The following is a 15,246-nucleotide window of genomic DNA, read 5'->3' as shown; positions in this document are numbered from 1 at the left end:
CATATTCGCCACGACAGATTACCTTTTAGTGGCTATTGAACTTTACGGGTGGTAAAACAGAACAGATCGTTTATTTCGAATTGGATGCTTTATGCCGAAAGGCCTTTATCCGTTGCTCCTCACCCTTGCTGCATATCAGCAAAACATTGTTTGATTCAACAACGATATACTCACTCAAGCCCTGCACGACAACCACCTTATCTTCCGGAACGTGAATAATATTGTTCGATGTTTCATATAAGTACGCATTTTCCGAAGAAACGGTATCTCCCCTATAGCTTCGCGTCGATTTCTCCCACAAAGCGGTCCAGGTTCCAAGATCAGACCAATCAAAGTGAGCCTTTTGAACGTAGAGCTTATCCGATTTTTCGAGCATGCTGTAATCAATCGAGATATTTTCAAACGTTGGATAGACCAAGTCGATAAAGTTTTGCTCTTTTTCGGTAAAAAAAACGTCACTCCCATTCTCAAAAACCCTTGCCATGGCAGGCATGTAGGTTTCAAAAGCTTGAATGATTGTTTTTACAGACCAAAGAAAAATCCCGGAGTTCCAAAGGTATCCTCCGTTTTCGAGGTAAGCCTTAGCTGTTTCCAGATCTGGCTTTTCCTTAAACGCTTTAACCTTGGCTATTTCCTTTTCAGGTCGCTCCAACTGAATATAGCCATAGCCCGTTTCAGGCCGGTGTGGATGAACTCCAATTGTCAGTATTGCATCACGATCTTTCACAAAGGTTAGCCCTTTTTGCAAGGTACGCTGAAACAGTTGTTTTTGCTCGATCAAATGATCGGAAGGTGTGACAATAATATTGGCATTCGGGTTCAACTTTCGAATCTTATAACTTGCATAGGCAATGCAAGGCGCCGTATTTCGCATGACAGGCTCGGCCAAAACATTCGATTCCGGAATTTCAGGCCCCTGCTCCAGCGCAATATGAATATACTGTGCTGAAGTAACTACGAAAATATTCCTAACGGAACAGATATCACGAACCCGGTCAATCGTATGTTGAAAGAGTGTTTTACCGGTTCCCAGCATATCCAGAAATTGCTTTGGCTTTCGTTCTGTACTAACAGGCCAAAACCGACTTCCTATACCTCCCGCCATAATGATTACAAAGGTGTCGCTTTTCATTTCTCTCTTCTTATGTTATTCTTTAATTTTTCTATTACTCATGTGACTGAGTTGGTTTTCTCTGATGTACCATTGGCAAACTTTCGAGATACCTTCATCAATCGAAATCTGGTGTTTCCAGCCTAATTGATGAAGTTTAGAAGGATCGGTTAATTTCCGCATAGCTCCGTCAGGCTTATTGGCATTAAAAGTCAGCTCGCCCCGAAACTGAACTTCGGCTCTAATCAACTGGGCCAGATGCCCAATACTAATTTCTTCTCCGGTTCCAATGTTGATATGGGTATTGCGAATCTCTGAGGAATCGGCAAAAGCAGGGTCTATTTCTATAATTTCAGTAAAATCTTTTCTTTCCATGATAAACACACAAGCATCGGCCATGTCCTCACTCCAAAGAAATTCCCGCATGGGCTTTCCACTTCCCCAGATCTCGACCGATACCTTTCCATCACTTCGGTCTTTCTTAATTCCAACCGATTCCAGCAACCGTTCCAGGTCATCACTGGAGTCAAATTCGGTAGTCGCCTTAACAGGTCGCCTTTCAAGGTCGGTTCGAATAGCCTCCCAATTATTTTCGTCCAGGTATTTTCCCAACAACAGCTTTCGCACTAAGGCCGGCAGCACATGCGACTTCTCAAGGTCAAAATTATCACTGGGCCCATACAGGTTTGTTGGCATCACCGAGATGAAGTTGGTACCATACTGGATGTTGTAGTTTTCACAAAGTTTTATTCCGGCAATTTTAGCAATAGCGTAGGGCTCATTGGTATATTCAAGCGCAGAGCTCAAGAGACAGTTCTCCTTCATGGGCTGTGGAGCTTCGCGCGGATAGATGCAGGTGCTCCCTAAAAACAAGAGCTTTTTAACTCCGTGAAGAAAAGACTGATGAATGACATTATTCTGAATCATCAGGTTCTCATAAATAAACTCTCCGCGATAGGTGTTGTTAGCCATAATGCCTCCTACCTTGGCTGCAGCCAGAAAAACATAGTCCGGCTTCTCAGCTTTAAAAAAAGAGGCTACTGCCTGTTGGTTTGTCAAGTCCAATTCAGCATGTGAACGTAAAATAAAATTGTGATATCCTTTTTCCTTCAATTTTTCCAGAAGCGCTGATCCTACCAGCCCTCGGTGTCCGGCAATATATAGTTTACTATCTCGGTTCATCAATTACGTTAATTTTATCCAGGAGTGCAGGTTCATTTTAGCTTCCACCCTATCTGCTAGTTGTTCTTGATCATTCAGGTTTCGTTGAGTAGCTGAAAGAAAAGCCTGCATCAGCCTCTGCAGATGCAGCTCATTCTTTCAGCTTTTTTACTCAGCGTGGACTATCTTTATTCGAAGAAATTCAGGATTCGGTATCCCCCGTTCCGGAGGTAAGATTCTTTCTGAAAAAGCTTGACATCGGAAGCCATCATATCTGCAATCAACCCTTTCAAGTCATACTTTGGTATCCAGCCCAAAACGTCCTGCGACTTAGCAGGATCACCAATCAACAAGTCAACTTCTGTGGGGCGGAAATACATCGGATCTACTTTTACAATCACGTTATCATCCGACAAGATTCGCATCCGGATATCTTCCAGAAACTCGTCGCCAACCAGCTCTTTAAACCGGGACTCATTGACACCAACCAGGTAACCAACCTCTTCAGCCCCTTTTCCTTTAAAGACGACTTCCAAGCCGACCTCTTCACAAGCCATGATGATAAAGTCGCGAATCGATGTTGTGATTCCAGTGGCAATCACATAGTCATCGGGCTTATCCTGTTGCAGAATGAGATACATGGCACGCACATAGTCTTTGGCATGTCCCCAGTCGCGCTTCGAGCTTAAATTGCCCAGATAAACTTTATCGAGCATTCCCAGCGCTATCTTAGAAATAGCCCGTGTTACTTTACGCGTAACAAAAGTCTCCCCGCGAATAGGCGATTCATGATTAAATAAAATCCCATTACTGGCATGCATGCCATAAGCTTCCCGATAATTAACGGTAATCCAGTAAGCATACATTTTAGCAACGGCATAGGGACTTCTGGGATAGAAAGGAGTTCTTTCGGTTTGCGGAATCTCCTGAACTAAACCGTACAACTCGGAAGTGGAGGCCTGATAGATTCGAGCCTTCGTCAAGCCCAATAAACGCACAGCTTCCAATATTCTCAACGTACCAATACCATCGGCATTCGCGGTATATTCAGGCGTATCAAAACTCACCTTCACGTGACTCATTGCCGCCAGGTTGTAAATTTCATCCGGCTGAACCTCCTGTATAATTCGGGTCAGGTTCATGCTGTCCGTTAAATCACCGTAATGCAAAATAAAATTACGGTTGGTCATATGTGGATCTTGATACAGGTGATCAATCCGATCAGTATTAAACATAGATGAGCGTCGCTTTACACCGTGAACGATGTATCCTTTCTTCAATAAGAACTCCGACAGGTACGCCCCATCCTGCCCGGTAACCCCGGTTATTAATGCAACTTTTGACATATTCTCTCTTTTTTACAAATGACTACTTCATGATTTTGAGACTTCTTACCTCAAGCACATCCTTCATGCTCTATGGTTGAGCTATTCTGAAAAGATATTTTTAGTGGTAATGCCTTTTGGAACCGGAATCTTAATGGCGCCTACAAACAAATGAGTTCCGGCTGAAGACCTCGTTCGTTCAACATCGCAGCAATCTCATTTCTATACACCCCGTTCATAATAATAACAACATCAGGCTGAATCGCTTTTAAATCATCGGGGGTCTGGTATTGAATTCCAATCCCCGGAATGAAGTTGCCTTGCATATGAGGGTTAATATCCACAACGTGGTTTATGAGTTTCAAATCATCAAACTGTGTCAAAAAACCAACCGATTTTGAACCGCCTCCCCAAACGACCACCCTTTTCCCCTGTTCCTTCATTTCCATCAAACGCTTGCGCCAATCCGTTAACTGTGCATTGATTTGAACGACAAACTCATCAACCATTTTTTTCAAATCGGCTACGCTTTCCTCCAAGGGGTGCGCCTTTTCAGAAACTTCAGCTACTGGCCGGGCCTCAACAAACAGGTATTGGTCATCGTATTCAAGATATTCATCCAGCACCTCAAACTTGTTGTTCCGAAAAAGCCGGCCTAGAGAACCGGGACTGAAGTACGAGCAATGCTCATTAAAAATATCCCAAAAAGCCTGTATGTTCAATATCCGGACGATACTGGGAACTTCAAAAAGAAGAGTTACTTCATCTCCGTCCTTAATAGATTCTCTGATTGTACGAAAGAACTCGTTTGTCGCATGAATGTGCTCCAAGGTATGACGACAAGTAATCACATCATTGGGAAGATTGCCATGCTCCTGCGAGTAAAACTCTTTTATAAATGACACCTTGGGACCAGGTTGAGACCTGCCAGGCACATAAGCCGGATCAATTCCAACCCCTCTGTTATTACCCAGTTCGCACATCAGGTTGATAAAATCTCCTTTCCCACAACCAATTTCGATCACATCTTTTTGACGCACATCGTACTTCTCAATAAACCGATTGGTCAATTCAGTAATAAAAACCTTAAAAGTGGGCGAAAACCCCTGCTGATCTTCATAACCTCCGGTATAATAATCGATGGATGTATCAAAAGTGCTGTTAAAGATAAATCCACAATGATTGCAAAAAGTCAATGTGATGTCATTCCGTGGTATCGACATGGCTTCCTGATAGCTCTTAATGGTAACCAGGCTTTGTACCGGCGCATTTTTTACCACAAAAAAATTGTTCAGATCATCGCTCAGGCAACTGGGGCATTTCAAATGTTTCATAAAAAGTAATTGTATTAAAACCACCACCGAAGCTGACTGGACCTCTGGGTTCAGAAAATCCCGCTGTAATCGATGGTCAGATATGTTGTTTGTAGTTCGCTTTAGAAGATGATCTTCCGGGCATAAAATGCTTCGGCAAAAAAACTTGCAGATTCCAATCCCCGCAGGCGAGGTAAGGCATTGAAGGTATTTTCGTCAAACCAATGTTTCGATTGCTGAGAAACAAAGGTCTCCATCAAAATTCGATTTCGTTTTTTCAAGATGGATTCGTCCAACGAGACATAAAAATTGGGAATACCCAAGTCCCCATCATATTTGGGGATTTCGTATTCCAGAATCAAATGATTGCGCCAGGTGTTCCAGGTCAGATCGCTGATCAAGCGGTGATCCTGATGCCGGTCGTTTCGGTAGTGCGTAAAAATAACGTCCGGCACAAAATCCGTTTTAATTTCCTCAAAATATTCTTTAACCTGAACAGTCTGGGTAGGAAGGAAACCATCGCGATTGGCAAGCACCTTAATTTCCTTATCCTTCAAGCCTGACATAAATTGTTCGGCACTTTGAAGAGCTTCCTGCTTTCGGATGGCATCTGAAGTAAAAACTACCCACTTCACTTTTTCGATGTCATACTCCTGTAAAAGCCTCAACAAGGTTCCGCCAGCACCAATTTCAATATCATCGCAATGAGCACCTAACAAAAGAAGCTTGAGTGGACCTTTCTTCTGAAGATTAAATGGCAGCATAGCTGAAAAATATTTTTTCCATCCGCGTTCTCTTCTTCGGCTGATTATCCATTCTAGTCCAAACTTCCCAAGGGGCATTGCCTTGTGCATAAATATCATCCAGCACTTGCTTGTCTTTAAACGTATCCATGCTTGCCCAAAAACCGTTGTGCTCCCACGATGTTAGTTTATTCTTTTCAATTAACCGATCAAATGGCTGGTCAACCAATTCATCGCCATATTCCATGTAGTCAAAAATTTCATTCCGAAGAAGAAAGAAGCCCGCATTAATATGCAGCCCGGAAGACCCGATATGACTGATCTTGGTTACGATCCCGTCATCCTGTCGCTGAACGATATGAAAGCTTTGGGTTGGCTGGTAGGCCATAAAAGCTGCTGTTTGATTGGGGGAATTAGAGAACCAATCCACCATCGTAGGAAGGTGCATATCGGTTAAGCCATCGCTGTAGTTCGCCAAAAACATTTTTTCACCTTTCAAATGTTCTTTAACCTGCATCAGACGCATCCCAATATTGGCATTCAATCCGGTATCAACAAATGTAATTTTCCAATCACTAATATCCGAATTCAGTAACTCAATGTTTCGTCCTCCCTTGGTAAACACAAAATCGTTAGAGATCGTTTCGTCGTAGTTGATAAAATAATTCTTGATCACATCCGCTTTATACCCCAGGCATAAAATAAAATCTTTGTGTCCAAAGCTTGCATAGTACTTCATAATATTCCAAAGAACCGGACGATATCCGATTGGAACCATTGGTTTTGGGATTTGATCAGAGTATTCACGCAAACGAATGCCCATCCCTCCGCAGAATAACACAACTTTCATAACGTCTATTTGTAAAATGATTTCATATACCGAACAGCTTATCAATTAATAATTTGAATATAAAATTCAAGAGTATGGTTTCGTCAAGGAAATTAATCCTTCTTCTTCAGAGCCAATCCACTTTCACCGAAACCCGACCAAGCTCTTTAGCTTCGAAAACTATACACCTGCGCAAAAAACTAATGCACAGGTTCCATCTCGAACTGTTGTTCCGGAATCCATTGTAGGTTTTCACTCAGGAAGCCATCTTTACGAAGCCCGGCCAGAACCTGAAGACGAATAAACTTTGAATCCCGGAAATTTGGATCAGTGAGGCGCATGGCCGATATGGAGTCATACAGCCCTTGAATGGTGGCGTATAAATCGTGCCTTGGCTGATGGTGAGGAGCCAGTTTCTTATATAAATCGAAATTAACTTTATACGAACGCTTATCAGGAGCGGCATCCGGGTTAACCGTGACCGTACAGCCCGGCACAATTTTGCTCACCGCATAAGCCAAGTCCTTCACTTGGTAGTTCCAACTACTGGTTCCGGTATTCACCGCCAAAAATTCACCGCCATTCGAAGCTGCACGCTGAACCCCCCATGTAAGAGCTAAGGCCATATCCTTCACATTAATCAAAGGTCGCCAAGGTGTTCCATCACTTAAAATGTTGATTTCTTTTGAAATGATCGCTCCCGCAACAAAATCGTTTAAAACCAAATCAAGGCGTAAGCGGTCACTGTTTCCGCAAGCTGTTGCAAACCGCAAGCAAGTAATTGTAAAACCATTATTGGCCAAAGGTTCTAATTCAGCCTCCGCAGCAACTTTCGAGCGTGCATAAGCAGTCAAGGGCTTCAGGGTATCCTTTTCCGTTTTCGGATAGTCATCGGCTTCTCCATACATACTACAACTTGACGCATACACAAAAGACTTAACGCCCAACTCCCTTGCTTTTTCAGCAATCCGGATACATGAGCGGTAGTTAATATCCATAGTCATTTCCTCATAAATGGCACTCATCGGATCATTAGAGATCGCTGCCAGGTAAACCACCGCATCAACCCCATTCAATAGTTCAAAAGGAAACGCTCTCACATCTCCAAAGACCTGCTGATTAAGCCTTATTTCGGGTTGAAAAGCCACATTTGTCAGCGAGCTGGCAAAATATCCAATATCAAACCCAATCAATTCTGCCTCAGGATACTTTCTTCGTAGCAAACTGACAACACCAGGGCCAACATAGCCCATGTTACCAACAATTAAGATTTTCATACCTATTTTGTTTTAATTTTTGAATTTATTTATCTGATACACTGGCACTCAAGCAATAGAATAATTCTGAGGTTTGGGTATGAGATTCCAAATTCCAGTTTTAGCTGGCCAAAATCATTCTTAGTACTCCAAGTAGGGGTATGCAGATTTTTAGCCTCATCCCGAAAGCCGTTTTTTTTTTTTTTGAATAAAATGTGGTAAGCTGGTAAAGAAATCGTATCCTGAAGAGTTGATATCGAAAGAAAAGTCCCTTTTTCAAACGAAAAAAACAACTATTTAGCTTTTCTATTTATGCGTTATCTGGTTTCGCAAATTCAATTTCATCCATTGAAATATCCGTATGGATACAATATCCTAAACTTCTAAATCGAAGAACAATTCGTTTAGCTCCACGAATCTCAATCACCTCGCCCTGAACTCCTTTGAGCAATCCACTTTTTACAGTTACCAAATCGCCTTTAGCAATTCGTTCTTTTGTGACATTCAGATTATCATTATAAGCATCAACGAATAACCTCAAATCCTGAATCTGTTTCTCGGGAATGGCAGCAGGCTTGCCATTAAATGACACATAGCAAACAGCTCCCGGGTTATTAACAACATCGAAATATTCACGGTTGCTTACTTTCACAAAAACATACCCTCTTAACAGCGGTTCTTCAATAACTTTCACCCGATCACTCCATTTGCGCTTCTCCGTTTTCAATGGAAGATAAGCATCAACACCGCTCATCAACAGATCATTGTGCAACTTCTTTTCATATCTTGACCGAGTATATAGAGCATACCAGTTATAGGTAGAATTAATGTGAACCATACTTTAAAATTTTATTTCCTTAATCCTGAATTCCAATTGACTTTCTACTATTTCATCCTCCAACATTCCCAAGCTGGTACAGCTTCGCTCTTTGCCTCCCATTATCTTCTGGGTACATCTTTTTAGAAAATCTTGAATTATCGAACAATGGCAAAAACGAACACGCGTTTTTGTTTTTCCTAAACCTTCGAACAAACCAACTTTTATACTTGTCATCAACTGATAAATAGCTGATTGGTTTGTTTTCTCAAATATCCAACGACAGCCCTTATAAAACAATGGGTAATTTCACGTAAAACTGCATGAACTCATTGATGCAGCACCTCCTGATCATTCAAAAAAGCAGAAATAAGCTCGTCCACCACAAACAGCAGCCCCCTCAGTAGCTGACCCTTATGACCCAAGCAGTTCGATTAACGAATAGAGAAGCACGCCAAACAGCACGAACAGGCAGTCCTGGATTAAAATAGCCTCCAGCATATAATGGTCATTCCTAAAAATTACGTCCTTAAGCAATTTAATTCATCAAAAAAAGCGCCTGCCATTCTTTAAGGAATTTCGAGTGCTGCAAAAAGCAATACACCCCCTGTAAAATCAAGGCTATCAGGACTGAAATCCTTATTTAGACTCGATATAAATTGTGCGATATGGTTAAGTCGATTATTTCCTTTTACTTTTTTTTTCCCAATATTGCAGTCGAAATTTGAGCGTGTTTATATTATCGTGAAGTGGGATTAGTGTGTAGATAGGTATTAATATTAACAGTAATCAAATTGACTCTTGAAAACACTTGATGTAGAATTACCCTTAATTACGAGTTTGTGGTCGCAAGCTCTACTTCCGTTTGAATATCCAGAAAAGTCAGAATCGCGTTTAATCGCTAATGTCGAATGGGTTTTACTATTGCGATTAAGGCTTTCACCTTTAATTGAAAAGCGAAATAGAAATTTGCCCCCTATTTCCCATGGGAGACATATGCTTCAATTTACGCACTTTGTGCGAACAAGCCTTTCAGGCAAATTGAAGAGCCCCATCAATACTATTAATTAAAAACAAATGAGAGAAGCTGCTAGTCCAGAAATTGGAACTGGTTGTATTCACAATCGATGAAGTACGAATCCAGATCAATAGAGTTAATGCCAATCAGGGAAGCAAGGGAAAAAAGAACTTCCCATTAGCGATGCCCATCGGGCACCTGTGATTAACTCTTACACAAATTAGTACAAAAATATTAACAAAATTAATCAGAATAAGATTATATTAAACCGCAGAGATACGATGAGAGAGATGAAAGAATTAATATTAATCCTATTCCTATTATTACCAGCTTCCCTGATAGCACAAAACAGCTATTACGTAAGCAGTAGTGAAGGAAACGATTCCAATGCTGGTACAAGTACAGGACAGCCATGGAAAACATTGGCCAAAGTAAACAGCTTTAGGCCAACAGCAGGAGACAAAATATTATTCAAAAGAGGGGATGAATGGGTTGGTACGTTAACACCTTCAACTTCAGGAAGTGCCGGCAGCCCAATTACGTATGGTGCATACGGAACAGGCAACAAGCCCAAAATATATGGTTCTCAGGAAATAACCGGATGGACTGTTCATTCGGGAAATGTTTATAAAGCCAAAGTTAGTGCTCCGGTTAATCAGTTGTTTCTGGATGGTGTAAAGGTTCCATTCTCACGGTTCCCAAAGCATGGATGGGCCACCGTCAGCAGTACTGGTAGTGCCACTCAACTTACTTCAAGTAATTTAAGCTCCAGCTTAAACTACACTGGATCACACCTCATAATAAAGACGGTGCCCTGGTTCGTCGATGGAAAAGAAGTTATAGCCTCTTCCGGACAGAGCTTGACATTAAATGCTGCCCCAACCTATAATACAAGGGTGGGGAACGAATTCGTTTTAGTAAACAGTCTGAGTTTGTTGACACAACCAGGTGAATGGCATTATGACGCTTCAACAAAAACGGTTTATCTGTGGACCCCGAACGGAGACTCTCCTGCCAATCATCAGGTAAAAGTTTCAAACCTGGATAATGGTATCTACATTGATAACAAGAACTATATCACCATACAAGACCTCAATATTCTTCAACAAAAAAGCAACGGGATACTCGCCACTGGAGGCATAGGCTTGACAATCAACAGCTGTGATGTCTCTTATGCTCATAATCGCGGAATATATGTCATGAATGGCTCCGATGGAAATTACACCAACAATGTTGTAAGAAACTCCTACTACGAAGGAATGCATATTGCTTCATCGAACTCAATAATCACAGACAATCAGCTTTTTGAGGTGCTATCAGAAAATGACTTTGGTGCGGAAACAGGCAATGAAAATGGAGGTCCCGGAAGAGGAATCGCATCAAAAGGAGCAAACAATATTATTAGATACAATCGCTTAATCGATATGGGCTATGTCGGAATAGAGTTTGGTGGTGAAAACAATTTAGTTGAATACAACTATATCAATGGAGCCTGTCAGATTCTGGATGACGGAGGTGCAATTTACACCTACAACGGCTACGACTACAGTCAGCCAGGTGCTTCCGGGACAAAAGTCAGAAGTAACATTGTATTGAATGTTATTGGAGAAAGCAATACAGCCTACGGTATCTATATGGACAACAATACCCATGATATTCTCATTGAAGACAACACCGTAAGCAACACGAACTGTGCAATATACTTGCACCAGAATGGTAAAATAACAGTCGATGGCAATACCATTATCGATGCAACGCTGCTCTTGTTAAACCAAGATGAAGTTGAAAACAGCACAATAACCAACAATACATTCTACACAACAGCCAGACAAGGCTCTTTTGTGTGGTTTTCAAACACTTTTCAACGAACCATTTTCGAAGAAAATGCAACAGGACTATTCGACAACAACCGATACGTAGGGCATTATGGACAAAATGTATTCAGATATCAAGGGGACAAGACTCTTGCCGACTGGAAAAAGTTAAGAGGAGTAGATACCAACTCAACCGGTGACTTTTCAACGCTTGCTGATGGCGAAATTGAAGAGCTGTTTTACAATGACACCAAACAAACCAAAGCGATTAGCTTAGGATCCTCTCTTTACCGGGATCTGGATGGCAAAGAGGTTTCCGGATCAATAAGCCTGGCGCCATTTACGTCACAGATTCTTATTCGCACGAAGGGAACTGCAATTGGAAAAGACAATCAAAGCCCTGTAATTCAGGATCAGTCGTTTGAAATAAACGGTCCCAAAGGGGCGAATGAAACCATAGGACAACTTATCGCTTCCGATCCTGATGCCGGTCAGGAGTTGACTTATTCGATTGTCGATGGAAATGCAGCCAACTTGTTTGTACTTGATCCGTCGACCGGGCAACTAACAAGCAGCAGCCCAATTGAAGCCACCGCAGATCAAACAATAATCCTTACGGTTCAGGTAATGGATAATGCTTCAGCGCCTCTATCGGCCAGCGCACAGCTTACCATACAAATCAATGCGCAGGAAATAGCCCCCGGACCCGATACTGCAGCGCCAACAGTTGCCTCATTTGTTATCCCATCAAGCCATAGTTCGTTGACAGTTCCTGTTTCCGAGTTCACCGCCACTGACAATAACTCGGTAGCTGGGTACCTGATTACAGAAGTAGCAACAGCCCCCTCATCCACCGCAGGCGGATGGCTGACTTCTGCTCCAAAAGCATATACCCTTTCAGCGGTTGGAACACATAGACTCTACGCTTGGGCCAAGGATGCTGCCGGCAATGTCTCATCGTCAAAAAGTCAAGCCGTAAACATTCAGTTACCTGACCTTTCGCCCACTTACTCCGAGTACTTATTCGAAGAAACTTCGGGAAAAACAGCCATTGACTCTCATGATTCCAATGATGGAACTATTGTAAATGAAGAACTCCGGGTGGATGGAGTTAATGGAGGAGGATTACAACTCACGGGTAAAGGCTACATCAGCATGGGTAACAGCTTTGGTGCAAACGTTCAGGACGAATTAACCATAAGTGCCTGGATCTTGCCTCAGTCAAGCTCCAATACGTATCAGGGAGTTATCATGCATGGGGGACCAAACACCGACTCTTATGCACTGTATATCCATCCCGGTTTACAGAGCATCTCCTTTAAAACATCCGAAACAACAAACGCATGGACAAACATCGATAATGTTGCTGAGTTGTGGGATGGAAACTGGCACCTGATAACAGCCACCTATGATGGAACGAAAAAGGTTATTTATCTGGATGACACTATTTTGCTTTCAGTAGATGCTACAGGAACCATTGAATCAGGCGAAGGATACAATTTATTGGTGGGAGCCGGAAGAGATGAAGAAAATCCGACGCTGCTGTATGAAGGACTTATGGATGAAGTTCGAATCTATAATTCAGCATTAACAAGTGATGAAGTCAATGACTTGTACAATCGAAATAATACAACACTGAATCAGAAGCCGGTGATCCAATCTCAGTCATTGGAGATCACAGAGCCTAAAAACACCAACGATTTGATTGGACAGCTCATAGCAAGCGATCCGAATACGGAACAAACAATTAGCTATGCCATTACAGCAGGAAACGCTGACGGTTTGTTTGCCGTTCAGCCCGAAACCGGCGAAATCTTTGCCAATACCATGATTCCTGCAAACGAGGACCAAACATACATTCTGGAAGTTAAAGTAACCGACAACCATGCGGAACCGCTTTCAGCAACAGCAACTATTACCATCACGATTCACGCAACACAAGTCAATCAAAGACCGGTAGCACAAAACCTCACCGTCTATCTGGAAGGAAATCTTACGGTGAATGATTTGCTTGGACAAATCGTTGCCTCTGACCCGAATGCCGGTCAGCAACTGAGCTATCGAATCACACAGGGTAATGATGTTGGTTTATTCTCAATCAATCCGGAAACTGGTGAAATCTTTGCTGCTGCTGATTACCTGACAACAAATGACCAGAAATTTGTATTGGCTATTGAAGTAAAAGACAATGCTACTGAACCTCTTTCAGCCAACGTTACAGCAACAATTAACATTCTTGGTCTTAAGCTGAATCACAGCCCGGTTATTGAAGATCAGATGGTAGAAATACCTTCCAACATCCTGAACAATGATTTGGTTTTACCAGTCATTGCAACAGATCCCGATGCTGGCGACCAACTTACGTACTCCATTATCCAAGGCAATGAAGCCGGGCTATTCAAAATTGACCCGAAAAGCGGTGAAATCTTTGCGAATACGACAATTTATAAAGACCGCGATCAGACCTTTTCGCTTATCGTTCAGGTTACCGACGATGCAAGCAATTCGCTATCAGCACAGGCTACCATTACCATTATCAGTCTGAAAATTGCTGCCATCAATCAAAGTCCGGTAGTACAAGACCTTAACGTGCAGCTTGAAGGCAACATCCAACTGAATGATTTCATCGGGCAGGTTGTTGCGTCAGATCCTGATGCGGGTCAACAACTCACGTACACCATCACTCAGGGAAATGCGAATGGTTTATTCTCGATTAACCCAACAACCGGAAAGCTCCTTGCAGCGGCAGATCTTCTGACAACAACAGATCAGACCATCCAGTTGCAAGTTGAAGTAAAGGACAATGGTTCGACTCCACTTTCAGCCACGGCTCAAGTAAACATTCATATTACCGGAGTTCAGCTGAATAATAGCCCGGTTATTCATGACCAAAGTTTTGAGGTACGCAAAAATGACAAAGTAGGAGACTTGATCGGACAGGTGATTGCCAGCGATCCGGATCAAGGACAACAGCTAACATACGCTATCTTATCCGGTAACGAAGAAGGTATATTCTCTATCAATCCTCAAACAGGCGAGATCTTTATCTCAAGTGCTTTTGAAGCATCCACTTCCGAAACGATCAATCTGCTTGTTGCGGTGAAAGATAATGCAGCCACACCGCTAACTTCCACCGCTAATATTACCATTCAAATTGTCATTAACGGAAAGATTGTAAGAGGAGAAGTAAACCCCAACAAGCCCAATCGGGTCATTCTTTCATACAGCGAGACGCTTAAATCTGACAATCTAAAAAGCGAGCAAATCCATTCCGATTTCATATTGAGTGATGAAAAAAGCATTCAAAAGATTACCGTCAAAGGCAATGAAATTTACCTGGATCTTGACTCGGACTATCAATACGGTGATGAGATTTTCGTAAGCTATAGCAAGAGTTCAACTCCAATTCTGGACATCTCGGGTAACGAGCTGGAATCATTCGACAATTACCTTGTTGAAAATAACCTTCAGATGGACTCCGGAATTGGCGGTGACCTTGACCCGACTGCTAACGCGTTAAAAGCATCGGTCTATCCGAACCCATCCGACGGACAAATCAATATCAAGGCCGAGAATTTGTCAGGTGATGATTGTGAAGTTTTTCTCTTTAGCATGACCGGCAACCTGGTCATTAAGAAATTGCTTTCTTCCTCTTTTGGAAACCTGCAGGAAAGGCTTAATCTTTCTCATCTAAAAAAGGGAACCTACATCATCAAACTAGTATCGAAAAGACAAACATTCCAAGATAAAATCGTTATCATGTAGATTTGAGTGATCCGCAATTCGATTTGAAATTTCAATACAAGTCCCGCTCCAGCATACATTGGAACGGGACTTGTTCTTTTTATAGCCTTCAAGC

Annotated in this window: 9 protein-coding genes; 1 reads left to right on the top strand and 8 read right to left on the bottom strand. The window is 42.2% G+C overall.

Translation table 11 applies throughout. The features are described 5' to 3' along the window. Window positions 1-70: 70 nt before the first annotated feature. The 8 genes from ACUNWA_RS00290 to ACUNWA_RS00255 all read right to left on the bottom strand — a co-directional run bounded on the left by ACUNWA_RS00290 (window position 71) and on the right by ACUNWA_RS00255 (window position 8,576). Window positions 71-1,132, bottom strand: coding sequence for a mannose-1-phosphate guanylyltransferase (locus tag ACUNWA_RS00290; RefSeq protein WP_445589871.1), 1,062 nt, complete (start codon window positions 1,130-1,132; stop codon window positions 71-73). 15 nt (window positions 1,133-1,147) lie between these two features. Further along, window positions 1,148-2,293, bottom strand: a complete 1,146-nt coding sequence (locus tag ACUNWA_RS00285; RefSeq protein WP_445589870.1) for a GDP-L-fucose synthase family protein — start codon at window positions 2,291-2,293, stop codon at window positions 1,148-1,150. 167 nt (window positions 2,294-2,460) lie between these two features. Further along, window positions 2,461-3,618: a GDP-mannose 4,6-dehydratase gene (gene gmd / locus ACUNWA_RS00280; RefSeq protein ID WP_445589869.1), complete on the bottom strand. Its 1,158-nt coding sequence runs from the start codon at window positions 3,616-3,618 to the stop codon at window positions 2,461-2,463. 140 nt (window positions 3,619-3,758) lie between these two features. Further along, complete coding sequence (locus ACUNWA_RS00275) at window positions 3,759-4,931, bottom strand: class I SAM-dependent methyltransferase (RefSeq protein ID WP_445589868.1); 1,173 nt, start codon at window positions 4,929-4,931, stop codon at window positions 3,759-3,761. A gap of 101 nt (window positions 4,932-5,032) precedes the next feature. After that, window positions 5,033-5,674, bottom strand: coding sequence for a PIG-L deacetylase family protein (locus tag ACUNWA_RS00270; RefSeq protein WP_445589867.1), 642 nt, complete (start codon window positions 5,672-5,674; stop codon window positions 5,033-5,035). After that, on the bottom strand, window positions 5,661-6,503 hold the full coding sequence (locus ACUNWA_RS00265) for a sugar phosphate nucleotidyltransferase (protein WP_445589866.1): 843 nt from the start codon (window positions 6,501-6,503) through the stop codon (window positions 5,661-5,663). Before ACUNWA_RS00265 ends, ACUNWA_RS00270 begins: the two co-directional genes overlap by 14 nt. 179 nt (window positions 6,504-6,682) lie before the next feature. After that, window positions 6,683-7,759, bottom strand: coding sequence for an NAD-dependent epimerase/dehydratase family protein (locus tag ACUNWA_RS00260; RefSeq protein WP_445589865.1), 1,077 nt, complete (start codon window positions 7,757-7,759; stop codon window positions 6,683-6,685). 289 nt (window positions 7,760-8,048) lie between these two features. After that, the gene (locus ACUNWA_RS00255; RefSeq protein WP_445589864.1) at window positions 8,049-8,576 is read right to left on the bottom strand and encodes a UpxY family transcription antiterminator; all 528 of its coding nucleotides are present in this window, start codon (window positions 8,574-8,576) and stop codon (window positions 8,049-8,051) included. 1,278 nt (window positions 8,577-9,854) lie between these two features. Between ACUNWA_RS00255 and ACUNWA_RS00250 the strand changes: the two genes are divergently transcribed. Continuing rightward, a complete protein-coding gene (locus ACUNWA_RS00250; protein WP_445589863.1) occupies window positions 9,855-15,152 on the top strand; it encodes a cadherin domain-containing protein in 5,298 nt (1,765 codons plus the stop codon). The last annotated feature ends 94 nt before the right edge of the window (window positions 15,153-15,246 follow it).

The sequence above is a fragment of the Sunxiuqinia sp. sy24 genome, assembly GCF_052677165.1.
The sequence above is the reverse complement of the archived record's forward strand: the minus strand, read 5'-3'. Positions and strand labels throughout refer to the sequence as shown.